General features: G+C 61.9%; 17 protein-coding genes and 1 other RNA gene. 8 read left to right on the plus strand and 10 right to left on the minus strand.

Annotated features, from left to right (window positions below; all coding sequences use genetic code 11):
- Nucleotides 1-2: 2 nt before the first annotated feature.
- Nucleotides 3-361, plus strand: a transfer-messenger RNA (tmRNA) gene (gene ssrA, locus ACPWR9_RS15355).
- A 99-nt stretch (nucleotides 362-460) separates the two neighbouring features.
- Here ssrA and ACPWR9_RS15360 read toward each other — a convergent pair.
- From ACPWR9_RS15360 to ACPWR9_RS15370, 3 genes are all read right to left on the minus strand, one after another.
- Nucleotides 461-1,039: a hypothetical protein gene (locus ACPWR9_RS15360; RefSeq protein WP_426298920.1), complete on the minus strand. Its 579-nt coding sequence runs from the start codon at nucleotides 1,037-1,039 to the stop codon at nucleotides 461-463.
- 304 nt (nucleotides 1,040-1,343) lie between these two features.
- Nucleotides 1,344-2,423 (minus strand): linear amide C-N hydrolase, encoded by a 1,080-nt coding sequence (locus ACPWR9_RS15365; protein WP_426298922.1) that lies wholly within the window; start codon nucleotides 2,421-2,423, stop codon nucleotides 1,344-1,346.
- 101 nt (nucleotides 2,424-2,524) lie between these two features.
- Nucleotides 2,525-3,124 (minus strand): LysE family translocator, encoded by a 600-nt coding sequence (locus tag ACPWR9_RS15370; protein ID WP_426298924.1) that lies wholly within the window; start codon nucleotides 3,122-3,124, stop codon nucleotides 2,525-2,527.
- A gap of 325 nt (nucleotides 3,125-3,449) precedes the next feature.
- Between ACPWR9_RS15370 and ACPWR9_RS15375 the strand changes: the two genes are divergently transcribed.
- From ACPWR9_RS15375 to ACPWR9_RS15385, 3 genes are all read left to right on the plus strand, one after another.
- The gene (locus tag ACPWR9_RS15375; RefSeq protein ID WP_426298926.1) at nucleotides 3,450-4,367 is read left to right on the plus strand and encodes a LysR substrate-binding domain-containing protein; all 918 of its coding nucleotides are present in this window, start codon (nucleotides 3,450-3,452) and stop codon (nucleotides 4,365-4,367) included.
- 83 nt (nucleotides 4,368-4,450) lie between these two features.
- Nucleotides 4,451-5,734, plus strand: coding sequence for an MFS transporter (locus ACPWR9_RS15380; RefSeq protein ID WP_426298928.1), 1,284 nt, complete (start codon nucleotides 4,451-4,453; stop codon nucleotides 5,732-5,734).
- 176 nt (nucleotides 5,735-5,910) lie between these two features.
- Nucleotides 5,911-6,783, plus strand: a complete 873-nt coding sequence (locus ACPWR9_RS15385; RefSeq protein ID WP_426298930.1) for an alpha/beta fold hydrolase — start codon at nucleotides 5,911-5,913, stop codon at nucleotides 6,781-6,783.
- Between the two features lie 57 nt (nucleotides 6,784-6,840).
- Here the strand turns inward: ACPWR9_RS15385 and ACPWR9_RS15390 are convergent, their stop codons facing one another.
- The 7 genes from ACPWR9_RS15390 to ACPWR9_RS15420 form a co-directional block, all read right to left on the minus strand.
- Entirely contained in the window at nucleotides 6,841-7,308 is a 468-nt protein-coding gene (locus ACPWR9_RS15390; RefSeq protein WP_426298932.1) for a hypothetical protein, read from the minus strand.
- Between the two features lie 160 nt (nucleotides 7,309-7,468).
- Entirely contained in the window at nucleotides 7,469-8,869 is a 1,401-nt protein-coding gene (locus ACPWR9_RS15395) for a c-type cytochrome (RefSeq protein WP_426298934.1), read from the minus strand.
- Nucleotides 8,870-8,880: 11 nt separating this feature from the next.
- On the minus strand, nucleotides 8,881-10,656 hold the full coding sequence (locus ACPWR9_RS15400) for a GMC family oxidoreductase (RefSeq protein ID WP_426298936.1): 1,776 nt from the start codon (nucleotides 10,654-10,656) through the stop codon (nucleotides 8,881-8,883).
- 3 nt (nucleotides 10,657-10,659) lie between these two features.
- Nucleotides 10,660-11,382 carry a gluconate 2-dehydrogenase subunit 3 family protein gene (locus ACPWR9_RS15405; RefSeq protein WP_426298938.1) on the minus strand — a complete coding sequence of 241 codons (723 nt, stop codon included), beginning with the start codon at nucleotides 11,380-11,382 and terminating at the stop codon, nucleotides 10,660-10,662.
- A gap of 367 nt (nucleotides 11,383-11,749) precedes the next feature.
- The gene (locus ACPWR9_RS15410) at nucleotides 11,750-12,460 is read right to left on the minus strand and encodes a hypothetical protein (protein ID WP_426298940.1); all 711 of its coding nucleotides are present in this window, start codon (nucleotides 12,458-12,460) and stop codon (nucleotides 11,750-11,752) included.
- A gap of 385 nt (nucleotides 12,461-12,845) precedes the next feature.
- On the minus strand, nucleotides 12,846-14,624 hold the full coding sequence (locus tag ACPWR9_RS15415) for a hypothetical protein (RefSeq protein WP_426298941.1): 1,779 nt from the start codon (nucleotides 14,622-14,624) through the stop codon (nucleotides 12,846-12,848).
- A gap of 418 nt (nucleotides 14,625-15,042) precedes the next feature.
- Complete coding sequence (locus ACPWR9_RS15420; protein WP_426298943.1) at nucleotides 15,043-15,957, minus strand: helix-turn-helix domain-containing protein; 915 nt, start codon at nucleotides 15,955-15,957, stop codon at nucleotides 15,043-15,045.
- Nucleotides 15,958-16,230: 273 nt separating this feature from the next.
- Here ACPWR9_RS15420 and ACPWR9_RS15425 point away from each other — a divergent pair, with 273 nt between their 5' ends.
- The 4 genes from ACPWR9_RS15425 (at nucleotide 16,231) to ACPWR9_RS15440 (ending at nucleotide 20,011) form a co-directional block, all read left to right on the plus strand.
- Entirely contained in the window at nucleotides 16,231-17,286 is a 1,056-nt protein-coding gene (locus ACPWR9_RS15425) for a porin (protein WP_426298945.1), read from the plus strand.
- A 160-nt stretch (nucleotides 17,287-17,446) separates the two neighbouring features.
- Complete coding sequence (locus tag ACPWR9_RS15430) at nucleotides 17,447-17,770, plus strand: hypothetical protein (protein ID WP_426298947.1); 324 nt, start codon at nucleotides 17,447-17,449, stop codon at nucleotides 17,768-17,770.
- Nucleotides 17,771-17,900: 130 nt separating this feature from the next.
- Entirely contained in the window at nucleotides 17,901-19,160 is a 1,260-nt protein-coding gene (locus ACPWR9_RS15435) for an MFS transporter (protein WP_426298949.1), read from the plus strand.
- Nucleotides 19,157-20,011 (plus strand): dihydroorotate dehydrogenase electron transfer subunit, encoded by an 855-nt coding sequence (locus ACPWR9_RS15440; RefSeq protein ID WP_426298951.1) that lies wholly within the window; start codon nucleotides 19,157-19,159, stop codon nucleotides 20,009-20,011. The genes ACPWR9_RS15435 and ACPWR9_RS15440 overlap by 4 nt, the downstream gene beginning before the upstream one ends.
- Nucleotides 20,012-20,032 lie beyond the last annotated feature (21 nt).

Genomic DNA, 20,032 nt, shown 5'->3' on the forward strand with positions numbered 1-20,032 from the left:
CTGGGGCCGACATGGTTTCGACGTGGGTAGCGAAGCGATTCAGGGCATACCGAGGACCCGTCACCTCGTTAATCAATGGGAAAATTAGTAACTGCAAACGATAACTCGTACGCACTGGCTGCCTAAGGGCGCCTGCCTCGCACTAGCTCTCTGACGGGCTAGGGTAGCAATACCTCGCGAGGTCATTTACGTCAGATAATCTCCGGTGGTGCCATGGCGCTGGAGCCGAAAATTAAGTGGATCGCTGTTGCGTAGCGTGTTCGTCCGCGACAAAACAGTTAAATCAAATGACTGAACTAAGTATGTAGAACTGGTCGTAGAGTGCTTGCGGACGCGGGTTCGATCCCCGCCGGCTCCACCAACACATAGGACATCGACGGCAACGGATGATGTTCGGATCGATTGAAAAACGGACCCTCGGGTCCGTTTTTTTATGTCTTCGATATGTCGCGTTAGTCAGTTATCCACGCTGCTGAACGATGAAGAGCGTGACGGCCACCAACGCTGGGCAGACCGTCAGCAACGTGCCGATAATCCAGCGCGTTTGCGACATCATCATCTGGCTCATTGCCTGAAATCCGGTATGCATCTCGGAGCGCAACGCCTTGGACTCAGCGTGCATTTCCGAACGCACGGTTTTGAACTCGGCGTGGACGGCCTTGAACTCGGTGCGCATTTCAACGCGAACCGATTGCAGCCCCGCATGCATCTCGGCCCGAACGGCCTTAAACTCGCCATGCATCTCGGAGTGCACGGCCGCGAACCCACCATTCATCTCGCTACGCACGGCCGCGAACCCACCATTCATCTCGCTACGCACGGCCGCGAACTCACCATGCATCTCGGAGCGCAACGCCTTGGACTCAGCGTGCATCTCGACGCGCACCGCCTTGAACTCGCTATGCATGTCACTGCGAAGCGAGCCAACCTGGTCATGGATCTCGACACGCACCGAGCCGATCTCCCGCTCGAGATCAGATTTCGTACATAACGTCGGCAGCACTGCCTCGATGCGTGCCACTCGTTTGGCTAAGGTCATTGGTGCATTTCCTCTCGCCCCGCCGCCTCCGCACTCATTGTCGCGCAGCGACATTCGGAAAAGAGGAAGGGGGAGTTTACGGAGTGTTCCCATCATTATTTCGATTCCGGCCAGTACAGCCTTCGCTCGCCTCGATATCTGGATACCGTGAATATCAACCCGTCAGCCTTCTAGGAAAGGCGTTTGCAGCACATTCGCCTAACCACCGACTGGCGGCGTTTCAATACCGTATCGCAGAAAAACACAGCGTTGCAGATGCGTACCACGCCTTCCACACCCCAACCGCCCCTCCCTCACCCGCCCCTCAGTGCGTCTTCCCCGAATTCAGCCCAAGAAATGGAAACGGTGGCGACGCCTTGAAATCCCCAGACACCTCGCCGTTGAACGTGTTGCGTTGATCGCGGCCAAGGTCGAGCTTGCGAACCTGTGCCCCAACGGAGAAGTCGAGCTTCTTCAGGTCCACCCAGAACGTGTTCGGCGTCAGTGCCGATTCGAAGAAGTACAACATGCGCTTGTGATCGACCACCGTGCGCCAACGTGTCGATGAAATATTCGGCTCGCCCGGCGTCGTGATGCCATAGGGCACCGACGCATTGCGAATCACGCTGAATACACTCGCCAGCGCCTCCACGGGATCTTCGTTCTTGGGAATCGCGTTGATGTAGAACGACGCACGCGCAAACCGATCCGCCGAACGATTCGTCCCCGGCAAGAATGTGGTGCCCCCGATCTGCGTCCAGTATTGGTTGAGCGCCAATTGTTCGTCGAACGTCGGAGAGTTCGTCATGACCTGAAACCGACGGCCGTGGTGAATCACCTGCTGCCCGTTGATGTACTCGACGATGGCGCTGTCACCCGACGCGTCCGACATCGACAGATGCAATGTCGTGAGCCGCTGCTCCCCTGGCACGTTGTCCGTCACGATCGTGAAGGGCTCCTTCTCGAGCGCCGTCACTGCCTCGTCCACCGTCGCGAAATTGTCGAGCACATACTGCGCCCACGCCGCAATCGTCAGTCCCGGGCGCGAGTCCCTATCGAACCTCGGATATTGCGACTCCACCAACCAAAGTAACTGTGCCGACAACCCCTTCTCGTTGACACCATCGGTCGTCGACACGTCGTAGCCGGTGGCCACGACACTGCCGTATTTCGCCGTCCAGCGAATCGAGTTGGGGCCTGCCTCGCCGTTTCTCTCAATGCCGCGCGGCAAGACATAGAGATTGGTCGCGACGTCGAGCTTCCAGTCCATGGAGCGCGCCGTAATGACGTCGTCGTTGGCGCCCAAATAAACCACGCGAGTGCAGGCCAGAGACGAGAGCGGCGCCAGCGCGAGCATCGCGGCGGCAACAAAACAAGGCAGAGATTTGGCAAGCCTACGGGACATGACGGCACCTCACGTTCGCGCGAAGAGAACAGAAGCCGTCAGTATAACGACGCAGTTTTCACGAGACGCAAGCGCAAACCAAAGCCCCACCGCGCGTCGAATCAATCCACCAGAATCGGATACAGAGACGCCACCAGCAACGCCGCGGCCACACCGTTGAAAATTCTCACCGAGCGGGCATCGGTCAACACACGGCGCATGGCGACACCGAACCCGGCCCATAGGCCAATGCACGGCGCGCCCAAGATGCCGTAGATCACCGCGAGCATCACCACGTCCGGCAGATTCGAACTGTTGGGCAAATAGGTACTGATCGCGCCCACCGCCATGACCCAGGCTTTCGGGTTGACCCACTGAAAGGCCGCGGCCCCCAGAAAACCCATCGGCCGTGCGCGCTCGCGACGCTCGTCGTCCATCGGACCGGAGCGTGCCAGATGCCAAGCCAGCCACAGCAAATAGGCGGCGCCGACATACTTCAGCACCGAATGAATGACGGGAAACTTTACGAAGACCGAATGCAAACCCGTGCCCGTAAGGAACACCATGAACGCAAAGCCACACGCAATACCGGCCAGATGCGGCAGCGTGCGCAGAAAGCCGTAGTTCAGGCCCGAAGCCAGCACCATCATGTTGTTGGGGCCGGGCGTCACTAGCGTGATGACCGCGAAAGCACAGAAGGCCAGCAGTTGTTCAGTCGTCATAATCGAATACGGTTTGGTGCGGGACTGGCGCGCAATGGGCGTGGGACAAGCGCGCGTCGCCATCGATAGCGGAGAGACAGCATAGGCAGTGCGTCGCAGGGAATCCCGGTACAGTTCGCCAAAATCGGACAGGCCTGTACTGGCTGCCAACCATAACAATTCGATCCCGCGCCCCGCGTCGCACTCGCTGCCCCTGTTGCGCCCATGGGTTGATCACACAAACCGCGCGGCGTCATGCGAAAATCGTCGCCATCCGAAGCTCATCGAAGGTCCAGCCCAAGCGCGCCATATCCTTGCGCACACGGGCCGATGAAAGACGCCACCCATGCCGCCTCGCCTGCCCCCGCTCTCCGCCTTGCGTTTGTTCGAAGCCGCCGGACGCCATCAAAGCTTCAAGCGCGCCGCCGCCGAACTGCATCTCACGCCTAGCGCAGTGAGCCATGGCATCGTCGGGTTGGAGCAGACACTCGGCATCGCGCTCTTCACGCGCTCGCCGCAGGGGCTCTCGCTTACGCCAGAAGGTGTCGACTATCTGGCCTATGTCACCGAGGCGTTCTCCTTGCTCATGACCGGCACGCGACGCCTGCCGACGCGAGACACCGCACGTGCCATCGCCCTCACCTGCGCACCGACGCTTGCCTCACGCTGGTTGCTGCCGCGCCTGCATCGCTTCACCCAACGCATGCCCGATGTCGACGTCACACTCGACACGTCGCGACGACAAGTCGGCTTCCCCACCGACGGCTTCGATTTCGCCATTCGCTTGTCGCGCGCACCGGTCGCTGGCGATACTTGGCACCGGTTGTTCGGCGAGCAGTTTCTTCCGGTATGTAGCCCGGCCTATCGCGCCGAGCACGCGGATGCGCACGGCAAGATCGACCTACAAGCTGTCACCCGCATTCACGTGGGCAGCGCCAGCGAAGACTGGCAAGGATGGATCGAAGGCGCAGGCATCGACGATTTCGACGCGCGCGGGGGCTTGAGCTTCGACAGCATCCAGATGGCATTCGAGGCCGCCATCATGGGTCTTGGCGTCGTCATCGGCCGACGCCCGCTGGTCGACGAATACCTGACGAGCGGCGCGCTCGTGCCGGCCCACGACATCACCACAACCTCGCAAGGGGCCTACTGGCTGATTTGCGCCGACGATATCGAACCGCACCCAGCGTGCGTGGCATTTCGCGACTGGGTGATCGCAGAGGCAACGCACGCAGCGAAATCGTCCGAATCCTCCCTCAAGTGAATTAAATTCACTCGCAGCTTCGCATTACTCCTTTGCCAGACGGTGATCCGATTGCGAAACTATGGTGAGGAGGATTCACCACAATGACACAGTCAGCAACCTCATCGCCCTCACTGCAAGGCCGCGTCACCCTCATCATTCTGGCTGGAGCGCTCGTGCTGAGCGCCGCCATGGGGACTCGGCAGACGTTCGGCCTCTTCATCAATCCGTTCTCTTATGACCGTGGCGTGCCCGTCACGCTGGTCGCTTTCGCCATCGCACTCCATAACCTCGTGTGGGGCTTTGCGCAGCCGTTCGCGGGTGCGATGGCCGACCGTCACGGGCCCGCGCCGGTGGTGGCCTTCGGTGCCTTCGCCTTCGCTGGTGGACTTGCCATGGCGGCCCTGGCACCGTCGGGCGTGTGGCTGGTGATCGGACTCGGCGTGTTGGTCGGGCTGGGTATCAGTTGCACGACATTCGGCGTCGTCCTGCCTGCCGTAAGCCGTGCCGTAGCGCCCGAAAAACGCACCATGGCAATGGGGCTCGTCAGCGCAGGCGGCTCGCTCGGACAAGTGGCGCTAGTGCCCGTCGCACAAGGCCTGCGTCAGACATTCGGTGTATCGACATCGCTGTTCGTACTCGCGTTGATTCTCTGCTGCGCCGCACCGCTCGGCCTCTTCATGACGCTGAACCGGCGCAAGGCATCGACGGCGACGGCGTCGCCCGCCACCCCGACCGCCAGCCAGCACAACGACGGTGAACACGTCTCCCTGCGCGACGTCCTTCACCAGGCCCGCAGCCATCGTGGCTTTCAGTTGCTCACGCTCGGCTTCTTCACCTGCGGCTTCCAACTCGCCTTCATCGCCACCCACCTGCCCGGCTACCTGCTGATGTGCCACATGCCGATCGGGCTCGGCGCCACCGCACTCGCCCTGATCGGCCTGTTCAACATGCTAGGCAGTTGGGCTTGCGGCTGGCTTGGCGGACGCTATCGACAGCATCACGTGCTCGGCTGGTTGTACCTGATTCGAGGCGCTGCCATCGCCTTGTTCTTCCTGTTACCGAAGTCCGATACGAGCGTCGTGATTTTCGCTGCGGTGATGGGCCTGACATGGCTGGGCACCGTGCCGCTCACGAGTGGTCTGGTCGCGAAGGTGTTCGGCGCGCGCCACCTGGGCACGCTCTTCGGTGTGTGCTTCATGAGCCATCAGGTCGGCTCGTTCCTCGGCGCGTGGCTCGGTGGGTACGTGCTGGATGTCACCGGCTCGTACAACCTCATCTGGGCGGCCACGGCGATTCTCGGCGCCGTGGCCGCGGCGCTGCACTTCCCGATCGACGACGCGAGCGTCGTACCGCCCGTGCGCCAGCCGATACCAGCGGGCGCGTAACTTCCACGGGGCTGCGCACCGGGACGGCTCCCCCCGACGGCACACGCCCGCTTACGTGTGCCGGGGCCGTCCCGGCGGCAGGCGGGCATTACCTCCGAGGTAATCGACCGTGCGCATGCCGCCCGAGACAATGGCTTCACGTTCTGCCGGATTCCCCGGCCTTGTGGAGCCTCACCATGTTGACCCGCCTCTCGCTGACTTCGAACACGCCCACCGCATCGATCACGTCCACCGGCTACGTCGCTGGCAGCGACGGCACCGCCCTCTTCTGCCGCGACTGGGGGCATGGCAAGCCGGTCGTATTTCTCTCGGGATGGACACTTGCCAGCGACATCTGGGCCTATCAGATGACGGCACTGGCCAACGATGGCTTTCGCTGCGTCGCCTACGACCGGCGCGCACACGGACGCTCGGCCGACACAGGTCGCGGCTACGACTACGACACGCTTGCCGACGATCTCCACGCCGTATTGGAAACCCTCGATCTGACCGGCGTCACACTCGTCGGGCATTCGTTTGGCGGAGGCGAAATCGTGCGCTATCTCTCGCGTCACGGCACGAAGCGCGTCTCGCGCATCGTCTTCGTGTCTCCCGCTGCAACGCCGTATCTAGTCAAGACAGCCGACAACCCGACCGGCGTCGACCCGCAACTTTTCTACGATTCGCTCGACGAAATGCTGACCTCGTTTCCCGACTGGATCGAACGGCGCGCCGCCCCGTATTTCGCGCCGGGCACGTCGGAGGCCGTCATTCGATGGACGTCGGACCTGATGTTGCGCACGTCGCTCGATGCCGCGGCTGCACTCAATCGCGTGCAGACCTCGACCGATTTCCGGCCGGAGATGGCTGCGCTCGATATTCCGGCACTGGTGTTACATGGGGATTGCGACGCGAGTGCGCCGCTGGAAGTCACTGGCCGTCCGACCGCAGACGCCATTGCCGGGGCGGTCCTCAAGGTCTACGAAGGCGGCACGCATGGCATGTACTTCAACGAAGCCGCGCGCCTCACGCGCGACATTCGCGCCTTTGCGAACGGCCATACGGCATGACGGCACATCGCGGAGCACACCACGAAAACGGTGCGCTCCGAAGCTCAGACGATGGGACTACAGCCGATGAGAATTCGCCAGTCGAAAGATCTTCGTCCATCGTTGCGCGAGCGCACGAGTCGCCATGGGCACGACCCAGCGCGACTGCGCGTTATGGGCGAGTTCGAGCACTAACGTCCAGCGCCCGTTCTCCGTCACCGGATGCGCGGACGTCACATCGGAGAACACGAAGCGCGAGCTGTTCGCGCCAACGCGAATCGTGCCCATCTTGCGATCGGCGTCGAGCTTGAGCGCGCCCCACTCCCCCTCGATGCTCACGACACGCTCGCCACTGCGCCGCACACCATGCACTGCGCGATAGCGACGTACGGCATCGACGACGAGCCAGACGACGATCAACACGCACACCGCAATCGTGACCACTGCCGCCAGCGTACCGAAGCGCATGGCGACCTCGCCATACAAACGCACCGCCCCGTAGACGATGCCCGCCAACACCACGAGCCCTAAAAGAATGAACGGCACGACAACCTCCTGCACACCACAACATGGGTTCGCGCCCGTAGCAACAGCGCGATAAAAAAGCCCTGCCGACATCACTGCCCGGCAGGGCTACATTTCACCACAGGCGCATGGCACTCGCCCGCGAAGGCAAGCACCACAGCGCCGTTACCTCATCGCCACATCAACGCGTGGGCTGCGGTGCGGCCCCCACGTCCTTACGCACCTTGGCCACTTGCGCCGCCGTCACGGCCGGTGCCGTATTGCCCCAGCTCGTGCGCACGAACGTCAGCACATCGGCCACGTCCTGATCTGTCAGACGATCGTCGAAGCCCGGCATTGCGTAGTGCGTCGGTGCCGACTTCGTCGACGGCATTTCGGCACCGCGCAGCACGATATGAATGAGCGATGTCGGATCGGCCGAGTTCACGGTCGAACTGAGTGCCAGCGTCGGGAAGGTCTGCGAGTAGCCCTTACCCGTGCTGCGGTGACATGCCGCGCAGTTATCGATGAACGTCAGCGCCCCGTTGCTCTTGTCGGACCCTGCGCGCAATGCCTTGGCCGCCGTCTCGTCGTACGCGAGCGCCTTGGCGTTCGGATCGACGGGCTTGAGCGTCTTCAGGTATTTCGCGATGGCCGAGAGGTCGTCGTCGCTCATGTACTGCGCGCTGTGCTGCACCACGTCCGTCATGCCGCCGAAGGCTGCGGAATGATCGTTGCGCCCGCCCTTGAGGAACGCCGTGATATCGCCTTCGCTCCAGTTGCCCAGACCGTCGGTCACATCGCCGCGCAGGTTCTTCGCGAGGAAGTTATCGACCACCCCGCCCGAGAGGAACGCGGTGCTGTCGTCGGTCAGCGCCTTCTCCTGCAACGCTACGCCACGCGGTGTGTGACACGCACTGCAATGGCCCAACCCTTCGACGAGATAGCGCCCGCGCGAAATCGGGTCGTTATCGGTCGATGCAGCGTCGGCCACCACCGCGGGCGCAAACATCTTGCGCCAGATCGACAACGGCCAGCGCATCGACATCGGCCACGGAATGTCCGTCGCCTTGTTCGCCTGCGCAACCGGCTGCACACCCGCCATGAAGTACGCGTAGAGCGCCTTCACATCTGCCGGACGCACCTTCGCGTACGACGTGTACGGCATGGCGGGATACAGCGTCGAGCCGTTCTTCGCAATGCCGTGACGCACGGCTTGGTCGAAGTCTTCGAGGCTGTAGTTGCCGATGCCGGTGTCTTTGTCCGGCGTGATGTTGGTCGAGTAGATCGTGCCGATCGGCGACGCGATCGGTAACCCGCCCGCAAACGGCTTGCCCTTCGGCGCGGTGTGACACGCCGCGCAATCGCCCACGCGTGCCAGATACTCGCCTTGCTTGATGAGCTGGGCCTGCGGGTCGTTGGCGGCAGGTGCCGCAGCCGACGCCGTAGGTGCCGCCGGCGCGGGTGCGTTGGTGGAAGCCGGCGCCGACGCGGGCGCAGCAACTTCCTGTGCCCACGCGTCGAGAGCTACCAGTGCACCGAGGGTCAGCGAGCCGACGCCGAGTACCAAGGCAGAGCGCTTGAACATGGATTTTCGGATCATGGTCGCTCTCCTCAGGCCTGCACCAGCGGGCCGGCGTTCTTGAGGTACTGCTCGCGAATCGCCTTCGCAGACCAGTACGCCAGCGCCGCCACCACGCCCGTCGGGTTATAGCCCATGTTCTGCGGGAATGCAGAAGCCCCCATGACGAACACGTTCGACACGTCCCAGCTTTGCAGATACCGGTTCACCACGCTGTTCGACGGGTTCGTCCCCATGATCGCGCCGCCGGTCGTGTGCGTGCTCTGGTAGACACGCGTGTCGTAGCGGCTACCCTTCTTGCGGATCGCCCGGAACACCTTCTCTGGGTTCATCGCGCGGCCCACTTCCTCCATGCGGTCGCCCATGTAGCCGAGCATGTTGTACTCGTTGTCATGCCAGTCGAAGGTCATGCGCAACAGCGGAATGCCGTAGGCGTCCTTATATGTCGGGTCGAGATCGAGATAAGCATCTTGATACGACATGACCGAGCCCGAAATGCCGATGGTCATGTAGCGCTGATACGCGTCTGCAATACCGGCCTTCCACTTGCTGCCCCATGCCGGGGTGCCCGGCACGGTCGGCGTCATCTTGATCGGACGCCCGCCGTATCGGATGTGACGAATACTCGCGCCGCCGAGGAAGCCCAGCGGCCCGTGATCGAACTGGTCGCCGTTGAGGTCGTCCATCGACACCCCGCCCGCGCCCGTACCGACAAACGGGTTCAACTGCGTGCCCTTGGGCAGCAGCACGTTGACCGCGCCGTTCATCTGATACGCGTAGTTCTTGCCGACCACGCCTTCGCCCGTCTTCGGATCGTAAGGCTTGCCGATACCGGAGAGCAGCAGCAGGCGCACGTTGTGCATCTGATACGCGGCCATGATCACGATGTCGGCCGGTTGCTCGACTTCGCGGCCTTGCGCGTCGATATACGTCACGCCCGTGGCCTTCTTGCCGTCGCTATCGAGATTGACCTTGGTGACGTACGAGTGCGTACGCAATTCGAAATTCGGCTTCTTGAGCAGCACCGGCAGGATGGTGGTCTGCGGCGAGGCCTTCGAATACATGTAGCAGCCGTAGTTCTCGCAGAAGCCGCAGAAGTTGCACGGCCCGAGACGCACGCCGTACGGGTTGGTGTAAGGCTGCGACGTATTGGCCGCGGGCGCCGGGTACGGATTGAAACCGACATCACGCGCGGCCTTCTCGAACAGCGTCGCGCCGTAGGTGTTTTGCAGCGGCGGCGTCGGAAACTCGCTGGAGCGCGCGCCTTCGCGCGGGTTACCGCCGGGGACGATCTTGCCGTTCAGGTTACCGGCCTTGCCCGACGTGCCGAACACTTTCTCGGCAAAGTCGAAATGCGGCTCCAGTTCTTCATAGCTCACGCCGAAGTCCTGAATCGTCATGCCCTCGGGGATGAACTTCTTGCCGTAGCGCTCTTCGTAATGGCTGCGCAGCTTGAGCTCTTCGGGAAGGATGCGGTAATGCATGCCGTTCCAGTGAAAGCCCGCACCGCCTACGCCATTGCCCAGCAGGAACGAACCGTTCTGCCGATACGGCACGGCCAGATCGTCCGGTGCATGGCGAATCGTGACGGTCTCGCGGGCCAGTTCTTGAAACAGCTTGCCGCGCACCGAGTATTCGAGCTCGTCGATGACCTTCGGGTACTGCGCGTCGGTGGGTGTATCGCGCATTGCGCCGCGCTCGAGCGCGACGACATTCAGCCCGGCGTCGGTGAGTTCCTGACCGAGGATCGCCCCGGTCCAGCCGAAGCCCACGATGACGGCGTCGACCTTATCTTTCTTGATCGCCATGGCTTAACCCCGCTTTCCGGAAATCGACACAGGCCCGTACGGGTACTTGACGTTGGGTTGGTCGGCCCAGTCCATGAAGTCGGCACGCGCGCCGGGAAAGCCCACGAGCTTCCAGCCCACCATGTCTTTATTGCCGCCGTGAATCGGATCGGCCAGAAAGCCTTCCTTCGTGTTGGCCAGCAGATACGAGAAGAAGGTGCGCGCGGGCACGCTGTCGAACTCGACCTTGGCGTGTTCCATATCGCCGAGCACGGTTTCCTGGGTGGCGTGATCGAGGTCCGCGAACGCCTTGTTGTACTGCTTCTTGCAGTACGCGTCGCACGCGGCGATGCCGTGGCGATAGATATCGCGCGGGGCAAGACTCAGTTGATAGCCCAACTCGGGCGGCTGGTCCGTGTGGAACGGGCCCTGCATATACCAGAGCTTGCCGTGGCCGAACGGCGTTTCCATCTGACGATCGATGAACTGAGGCACATCGGCTTGCAATGCGCCGGGCCCGAGATCGTCGGCGGGAATCAGGCGATCGACCGCGGCGCTGACGAAGCGCCATTCGTCGGCGGTGAAGTACTTGGGCTCGTAGGGAGTGTTCGAAGCAGCGGGCGTAGCAGGCTTGTCGCTGCTACAGGCGGACTGAGTGAGCGTCGCACCGGTGGCGAGTGTCGTGGCAGGCACGATCGCCAGCACCTGGCGCAAGAAGCGCCGGCGCGGTTCCTTGTCCTGTGACATGGAGTTCTCCGTTTTTGTGGGGACGAATCACGCATGACAGTCAAGCGGTGGCTCGCCATGCGTGAAGAAAACCTGACAGGCTATTCACCTCGCGTAGCGCTTATGACGCGGGTCATTCTACCCACAAGCTACGTACATGGCAAAGCAAGAGACTATTGCGCAAAACGCGCAACATATTGATTAGAAAGGCTTGCAAATAATTAAAATATTTACTATTACGCGCGAGGGACGTGTTTCGAGACACAAAACATGCGGCATCCAAACACATGGCAGTGTCGCAAAAATGACGACGCGCACCGCAATGGGTGCGCGTTGTTCAATGTGTCCGACGGAAACGAAACGTCCAATCCTTCAGTGTCGAACGCGACTATGTGCGGTCCCAAGCCTGCATGACGTGGTCATGTTCGATGGCTCCCCGCTTTCCGAGCGCGCGAATGTGCTCTGTGACTTGGACCAGTTGCTCATTTAACGTTTGCAATCGCTCCGCGCAGAAGCAGCCCGCCTCGGCTGCTTGCGAACCGGATCCCCTCTCTTGCCTGGGCGCACCGTCGAAACCGAGCGCCTTCAAGTGCCCCAGCGTTACCGGTGCATCCGGCCTCATCCCAACAAGCACCGCCAGATGTTCCGCCTGCGCGCGAGCCGCTTTCTTCCCGAAGAACAGTGAGTGACTTGTCGCCGGTTTTAGGAAGTAATCCGAACCTTCCTTAACGATTCGTAGCGGCGTGTTCTCGCCATAGCCATGGGTGGGTTGCTGTACCGAAGCCCGAACCCCCTTGAGCGCAGCAATCTGAGCCGTAATTGCTGCGGCCGAATCGACCAACGCTTGCCGCGTGTGTGTGGCCATTTTGCTGGCAAGCCGCAAGGACGGCGCACGGTGGAAATGGGCGGCACTCGCTGCCGACGCCCCGGTGAATTCGGCGAGAAAGCGGTAAATTTCCCTCACCTGCCTTTCGAGTCCGTCGCCGACTACCGAACCATTGCGGCACGACAACATCGCTTGAGACTTGGTATCCGGAAGTGCCTCCCCTTCTTGCGTCGCCCGCCGCCTCTCGACGCTATCCGTCGCTTGTTGCTTCACCGCGTACGCCCAGGACACTGACCAAGGTGACGCACGCGCGGCATCTGACTTCCCCGTGAGAATACGGTCGGCAAGTCTCAGACAGCTGGCACTGGGCCTCACGCCACAAAAATCTGCCGCGAACGGCGAAATACTCTCGGGCCGCCGCCCCCCATCGTCGCGTGACACGTCCCGAGACCTCACGCCCAAACCCTGCATCGTTCCCCAGTTCCCACCCATATCGAACCTCTCCGTCCGGGCAAGCCGACGGGCTTGCCATCTCGCGCAAGGCTATGTCGATACTCGGGATTGAAGTTTGGAAAACGGGGCATCCGTTGCGAAGATGCCCCGCAAGGGGTCATTGCCTAAGGGCAGCGACACGTCGCCTCGTGAGGCGACGGCTGGCTCACAAGCGGGCGGAAGGCCACAGCTTCGCAAACTCCTCGTGGCTCAACTTCGCTTTGCACTCGTCGAACGCACTCCACAACATGCGCGCCGGGTCGATTTTTTCGGCAGCGCGCAACATGATTTGGTCTAACTCGACCATCGAAACGTCACGTTCGAGCGCACGTTCGGCGTCAAATTGCATATCGAGCCACATCATGTCCTGGCCACATTGGAATATACGATCGCTCGCGTCGCACTTGGCGAAGTGTTCGTTTGTCCACAAATCGAGCGCCGTCAGTCTGCTCAGCAACGCGTAGACGACTGCGTCGCTCGGTTGGTAGTGCGTCTGGATCGCAGTTGCGAACGCACCGCACGGCGCCTTATCTGTGGCCATCGCGTTGCACTCGACCGCGGTGTGCGCAACATCGCGCAACCGAGTTTTGGTGTCTCTTGCAACATCGCCGCCTGGGGGACAGTATCTGCGTGCCGTCTCGGTGGCCTTATCGCGGACCCCCTTAGTTTTCCAACTGGCCGATAAGCGCTCGCAAAGCCAGTTGATCGACGACGTGTCCAGTGCAAGCCTGTGCGACACATCGGGCACGACGGGTGGAGCCACATCGTCTTCGGTCGGTACCGGCGAGGTAGGCAACGGCGGCGCATCATCGGTCGGTACTGGCGAGGTAGGCAGCGGCGGCGCATCATCGGTCGGCAAGCGCGATAGGGACATTGCCGGCGGTGGTGGCGGCGGTGATTTGGGGCGTGTTACCGCTTTGGAAACCTCGGGACGCCGAGGCGCCGATTCAACGTCCGGCGCTCCCATGCGAGGCAGACCGAAGGCAATGGTCTGTCTGCGCGCCTCTCTCCTCACAGCCGGAGCACTCTCGACACTATCGTCCGGACGGTCCAAGTCATTTTCATCGACGTCGCGAACCGTAAGCCCGTGCCCGTAGGACTCACAATCACCGCGCGATGACGATGGGACCTCAATTTCGTCATCCTCCATCAACGCGTCATCTGGTATCAGATTGGGCCCGCACGGGACAGTCTTTCCCTTGTGCATGTCTTCGATGACTTCGAGGATCTGATATATCTCGTCGCGCCATCCCACCAACGCTCCCTCCCGGGCCTGCACCCATTGCGGGCCGTTGCCGTCACCGCCGCAGAAGCCTCGGTCACGCAGAACGTCGAGTGTGACGCTCGTCGATGCTGGCAAGCCAAGCAATAACGCCAGACTGGCGGTCTCCACGCGTGCGCGCTTTTTCTTGTCCGCGAACAACGAGTGAGTCTCAGCGGGTTTGAGCAAATATCTGTCGCCCCGCCGGGCCAATCGCAACGGCACTTGCGCGCCACAACTTAGCCGTTCCGGTTGCGCTTCGGCAGCCAACTCGTTGAGTAGTCGCACCTCCGACAGCTCTCGATTGAGCAGTGCTAACCGGCTGCGCGCCGCGATCTCTGTCAAATGCAGCGCCTCATCGCGCACATCGGTCAAATGATCTCGCATTTGCGCGAAATAGGAAGCGTCCACCCCACCTTGCTCGTCGCTCTCCAGTTCGCCCACCGCACCGACCGAACCCGACAATGCTCGAATCGCACTCAACTGGGTGATAAGCGCTTTCACGGGAAATTCGCGCGCATGACACGCCGATGGCGGCGATCCGGCACGAGCATCGATCAACGTCGCAAACCGTTTGCCCTCGAATGCCATCACCGAGGTCTCGTTACCGATAAACGCCTCACGCCACGCGCCTAGTTGGTCACGAATCATCGCCGGCACGTCGTCGGCGACTTTCATGTCCATGGCATGGACTTGTCGGCTGGCGTTCTGGTTGGCCCACTCACGAAAATGAAACACACACATCGCCGTCCGGCATTCGACAGGTTCGGGACGGATAAGTCGCCCACGCCTTGCGATGCTTCGATACGTGTTGAACGACGCTAGTCAGGTCGGTATCCAGCGAACGCGGGCTATCGTCGCGCATTGCGATGCTAGTGATAAGCGGTGACGATACGCGTCGAACGCCAGCACCCGTGATGTGATCCCCCATACCATTCATCTCCTCGTTTCAGGCCGAAGGGCCGTCATGGCACGGGAGACTAAATGTCTTCGTAAGTGCGGGATATCGTCTCAGGACACGGACTTTTGTATTACGAAAGCCCGGGAGGCAATGATTAGGAAAAGTACGGCGACGCGTAGATACGCCGCCGGGTGAGATCAATCAAAAACGCGCGAGCAACTGACTCAACAACGCCGCCCCTTCTTTGCCCTTGGCGGAATCGGCCCAAAGCCGATCGATCATTGCCCGGTACATCCCCACGCCGTCGGGCGACGTGGTAATCGTCGCGATACCGGTGCGCAAGTTCGGCAACTCACCCAGCCGGAACGGCGAAACCGCGACATACGCCTCGCCTTCCGCCTCAAAAATCTGAAACGACTCGTTGGGCATGTTGTCGCTCACGATGCCGATCTGCACGCCCGACGTATCCGCTTCGAGAAACTCGATGATGCGTGTGACCTCACGACGCGCCGCCATCTTGCGCTCAAGCTGTACGCCCGGGGGCAAACCCAACCGCCCGACCAGCCCGTGATGCAGAAACTGCTCGATCTGGCGCAACCCGATCAGGCTGGTGACCGCCAGACGATGCCGCGAGAAGCTCGCCTTGCGCTCTTGCAGAATGCCCAGCACCCGATCGATCGTCGTCGCCCAGTGCTTGTCGGCCAGTCGCGGAGGAATGCTCTCTTCGAGCATATGGCGCAGCCACACGTCGTAGTCGCTCGACGTCAGCAGAAACGAAATCGGGTCGAAGTGCGCGACGATGCGCTCCGAGCGGCCTTCCAACTGTCGCATGCGCTCGAAGTAGCTCACGGCCGAGTCGTGATACTCCACCTCGACACCCAGCAGGTTCGCCAGCGATACGCCCAACAACGCCGCGAGCCGCTCCAACGTGTCGATCTTGACGATCTCACCACGCTCAAGCTTGTAGATAGCCGCACGCGAAATATCGAGTCGCTCGGCCACGTCTTCACTGCGCAGTTCGGCGGCCAGCCGGTAGGCGCGCAGGCGCTCGCCAATCGCTCGAAAATTGAAGCGCGCGCCTCGTGGCGCCCGGGATGTCGTCGCGGTTCGGTTCAAATCTCCCCCTGTTGGAATTCGTCGCTGCCGCCGGCGCGCTCGCGCCTTGCGACATCGTGCCGGGATTATACCGACGGCACCGCAGCGACCTATCGCCACTTTATTTTTCCGATTGTCTATTTTTTTAGACATCGGCACGATGCCGTGCAGGTCTGCCCCACACCACGGGAATGGCCGGCACGAATCGAGGTTCAGGGCAATTTTGGGGATGACCGGGCGCGCCGGCAGTGATAGCCTGCGCGCCGTCCAGAAATTTGTACACATAACGAGGGAATGATGAAAACCTGGCACAAGGTGGCTGGCGCCGCCGCATTGGGCGCAGCAACGCTCGCGACGACGGCCCATGCGCAATCGAGCGTGAGCTTCTACGGTCTGGCCGACGCCTATGTCGGCTCGGTGAAGAACCCCGGCGGTCAAGCCGCGGTCGTGCAGCAAGGCGGCGGTATGACCACGTCGTACTGGGGCATGGCAGGCACGGAAGATCTCGGTGGCGGCAACAGCGCGCTGTTCGTGCTCGAGAGCTATTTCCAGCCGAACAACGGCACCTACGGCCGTTTCGCCGGAGACAGCTTCTTCTCGCGCAACGCCTACGTCGGCCTGTCGAACACCACGGCTGGCACGCTGCGAATCGGGCGCATCACCACGCCGCTGTATCTGGCGACCATTCAGTTCAACCCGTTCAACAACTCGTACACGTTCTCGCCGATGATCTTCCACACCTACAAGGGTCTGGGGACACAAGGCGTGGTGGGCGACTCGGCGTGGAACAACGCCATTGCCTACACGTCGCCGAGTTATGCCGGTCTGGCTGGCACGTTGATCTACGCGACGGGAAATAGCGCGACCGACCATAGCGCCAAGAAGTGGGGCGCCGCGCTCACCTACGGCAACGGCCCGTTCGGCGTGGCGGTGAACTATCAGTACGTGAATTTCAGCAACGCGCCGGGTGACTTCGGCACGCAATTGCCGGGCGTGACGGGACTGACGAACCAGAACACGGCGCAAATCGGCCTCTCTTACGACTTCGCCGTCGTGAAGCTGTTCGCGCAGTACATGCTCGTCGCCAGTCAGGCCACGAGCGGCAACTTCCACAGCAACACGGGACAGTTCGGTGCCTCCGTGCCGCTCGGTCGCGGCAGCGTGCTGGCGTCGGTGGCTTATACCGGCTCGAACGGCTCGGGCGACAATCAGCGCCGCACCACGTGGGCACTCGGCTACGACTACCCGCTCTCCAAGCGCACCGACATCTACGCCGCGTACAAGTACGACCACATGAGCGACTTGTCGACCGGCCAAACCTACGGCGCCGGTCTGCGCATGAAGTTCTAAGACTCACCGGGTGTGCCCCCGCACACCCGAAAACCGCGACGGCGGCCCCCATCTATCGCCGTCGCGTTGCCACTCGTATCAGGGTTTGACCCAATAATTTTCACCTTGCCGGACCTTTGGGGTTCGTTTAGTCTAAATATTTAGACAAATGGAGCGCACGATGGATCTGAAGCTTGCTTGTGCCTGGTTGCAGCGCGACACGGTCGGCCTGTCCGACATCGAAGACTTTGCCGCGCGTTGCCTGAATGCATCGCGTACCTCCACGCGGGAATCGGCCGCACTGCTGTTGCTTGCCCAAGCGGCGCAGGCCTTTGCAGAGCGGCAGTCCGGCATTGCTACCAACGGCGAGACTTTCCACGCGTTTCTCACGCGTAGCAAAACCTACGCGACGATGCTGCGCGATGCCGCCGAGTCGTCCGACGCGCAGTTTCTCGCCACGCTCAACGAGTTCGCCGCGCAGTTCACAAGCGACGTCTATGTGTGAGTTGACGCGTTTTTTTCTCTCGTCAGTCTAAATATTTAGACAATTTAACGATAAACGGCGATAGCGGTGGCGGCGCGGCCTCGTGCTCGCAGGCGCATTCGATCACTCGCCGCCCCCACAGGACACGACCATGGAAGTCAACCTGAACACCCCGAGCGCGCAGCGCACGGCTGCCGCGTCGTCCGACGCCGTGACGCCTTACGCGTGGAAAGCGCTCGCCGGTTCCGCCATTGGCTACGCCATGGACGGGTTCGACCTGCTGATTCTCGGCTTCATGCTGCCAGCGATCAGCGTCGGTCTGTCGCTCACACCGGGACAGGCAGGTGCGCTCGTCACGTGGACGCTGATCGGCGCGGTCGCGGGCGGCATTATTTTCGGCGCGCTCTCCGATCGCTATGGCCGGGTGCGCATGCTGACGTGGACGATCCTGTTGTTTGCCGTCTTCACCGGACTGTGCGCGTTCGCGCAGGGCTTCTGGGACTTGCTCGCGTATCGCACCATCGCAGGTATCGGCCTAGGTGGTGAATTCGGTATCGGTATGGCACTCGCCGCCGAAGCGTGGCCTGCCGCGAAGCGCGCGCGCGTGTCGTCGTATGTCGCGCTCGGCTGGCAAACGGGCGTGCTCGCCGCCGCCCTGCTCACCCCGATGTTGCTGACTCACATCGGCTGGCGCGGCATGTTCCTCGTCGGCGTGCTGCCCGCGCTCGTCGCCTGGGTGCTGCGCAACAAGCTTCACGAACCGGAAGTCTTCGTACGCCGTACCCACAACGCGGCGGGTGCCAATCGATCGAACGCCTTCCGTCTGCTGGTGAAAGATGCGCGCACCACGCGTGTGAGTCTGGGCATCGTGATCCTCTGCTCGGTCCAGAACTTCGGCTACTACGGGATCATGATCTGGCTGCCGACGTTCCTCTCGCAGAAGCTTGGCTTCTCGCTCACGAAGTCGGGGCTGTGGACCGCGGCCACTGTCGTCGGGATGATGTTCGGCGTGTGGGCTTTCGGCCAACTGGCCGATCGCATCGGACGCCGTCCGACGTTCCTGCTCTATCAGGCCGGTGCTGTCGTGATGGTGCTCGTCTACGCCCAGTTGACCGATCCGACCGTGATGCTGTTCGCCGGGGCGCTCATGGGCATGTTCGTCAATGGCATGGTCGGCGGCTACGGCACGTTGATGTCGGAGGCCTATCCGACCGCCGCGCGCGCCACCGCACAGAACGTGTTGTGGAACATCGGGCGTGCCATCGGCGGCCTCGGTCCCCTCGTCGTCGGCGCGCTCGCCGTGCGCTACTCCTTCCAGATCGCTATCGCCCTGCTCGCGAGCCTCTACGTGCTCGACATGCTCGCCACGCGCTTTCTGATTCCCGAACTCAAGGGCACCGAACTCGAATGATTCTCGACGCACCCTGCCACGCCCCCACCGTGGCCACGCATCACTGCCGCGTGCTCACGCATCGCGCGGTCAATGCCCGTTACCGCTATCTGCAACTGCAAGCCGATGCGCCGCTCGCACACACGACGCGCCCCGGTCAGTTCTATCAACTCAAGTGTCCGGTAACGGATCACGAAGCGCCGTTTCTGCTGCGCCCGATGAGCGTGTACGGCACCGGCCCCGAACCCGGTGTCATTGAATTTCTCTACAACGTCACCGGTGTCGGCACACGCGCCCTCGCCTCGCTGGCCGAAGGTGCAACGCTCGACATCGTCGGCCCGCTCGGCAACACGTTCACGCTCGACACGCGCTGGCAACGGGTGATGGTCGTCGCACGCGGCGTCGGACTGGCCACGATGGCACCGCTCGTGCAACGCGCGGCTGCCGCGGGCATCCGTCTCACCGTGGTGATGTCGGCACGCAGCGAAGCCGACCTCATGCGTGACGAATTCCTGCGCACCGACATGGCCCGTGAACTGGCCGACGTGCATTGTGTTTTCGATAGCGACGGGTCGTCTTCCGTTGAAGCCGTCGAAACCCGCGTGCGCGCCCTGCTTGCCGCAGCCCCGCACGACGCCGTCTACACGTGCGGCTCGCACCGACTCCTGATGCTCTTGCAACGCGTGGTCGCCGAGCATCCGCAGGTGGTCGCAGAAGTGGCGATGGAGCAACGCATGGCGTGCGGCATGGGCGTTTGCCTGTCGTGCGTTCGCTTGTTCGATTGCGACGGCGATAAACAATTTTTGCGCGTGTGCCGTGAAGGCCCCGTGTTTCCGATTCGCGATGTCATCGGGGAGGTGGACTTTGGCTGATCTTCACTTGCAGGCGCTTCG

The organism is Pandoraea pneumonica (assembly GCF_049918595.1).
GTDB classification, from domain to species: domain Bacteria; phylum Pseudomonadota; class Gammaproteobacteria; order Burkholderiales; family Burkholderiaceae; genus Pandoraea; species Pandoraea pneumonica_A.

Coding starts and splice junctions, on each gene's coding strand:
- ACPWR9_RS15375 (WP_426298926.1), top strand. CDS start 3,450: ATGCCGCCTCGCCTGCCCCCGCTCTCCGCCTTGCGTTTGTTCGAAGCC.
- ACPWR9_RS15395 (WP_426298934.1), bottom strand. CDS start 8,869: ATGATCCGAAAATCCATGTTCAAGCGCTCTGCCTTGGTACTCGGCGTC.
- ACPWR9_RS15380 (WP_426298928.1), top strand. CDS start 4,451: ATGACACAGTCAGCAACCTCATCGCCCTCACTGCAAGGCCGCGTCACC.
- ACPWR9_RS15400 (WP_426298936.1), bottom strand. CDS start 10,656: ATGGCGATCAAGAAAGATAAGGTCGACGCCGTCATCGTGGGCTTCGGC.
- ACPWR9_RS15415 (WP_426298941.1), bottom strand. CDS start 14,624: ATGGACATGAAAGTCGCCGACGACGTGCCGGCGATGATTCGTGACCAA.
- ACPWR9_RS15385 (WP_426298930.1), top strand. CDS start 5,911: ATGTTGACCCGCCTCTCGCTGACTTCGAACACGCCCACCGCATCGATC.
- ACPWR9_RS15370 (WP_426298924.1), bottom strand. CDS start 3,124: ATGACGACTGAACAACTGCTGGCCTTCTGTGCTTTCGCGGTCATCACG.
- ACPWR9_RS15360 (WP_426298920.1), bottom strand. CDS start 1,039: ATGACCTTAGCCAAACGAGTGGCACGCATCGAGGCAGTGCTGCCGACG.
- ACPWR9_RS15440 (WP_426298951.1), top strand. CDS start 19,157: ATGATTCTCGACGCACCCTGCCACGCCCCCACCGTGGCCACGCATCAC.
- ACPWR9_RS15405 (WP_426298938.1), bottom strand. CDS start 11,382: ATGTCACAGGACAAGGAACCGCGCCGGCGCTTCTTGCGCCAGGTGCTG.
- ACPWR9_RS15365 (WP_426298922.1), bottom strand. CDS start 2,423: ATGTCCCGTAGGCTTGCCAAATCTCTGCCTTGTTTTGTTGCCGCCGCG.
- ACPWR9_RS15435 (WP_426298949.1), top strand. CDS start 17,901: ATGGAAGTCAACCTGAACACCCCGAGCGCGCAGCGCACGGCTGCCGCG.
- ACPWR9_RS15425 (WP_426298945.1), top strand. CDS start 16,231: ATGATGAAAACCTGGCACAAGGTGGCTGGCGCCGCCGCATTGGGCGCA.
- ACPWR9_RS15430 (WP_426298947.1), top strand. CDS start 17,447: ATGGATCTGAAGCTTGCTTGTGCCTGGTTGCAGCGCGACACGGTCGGC.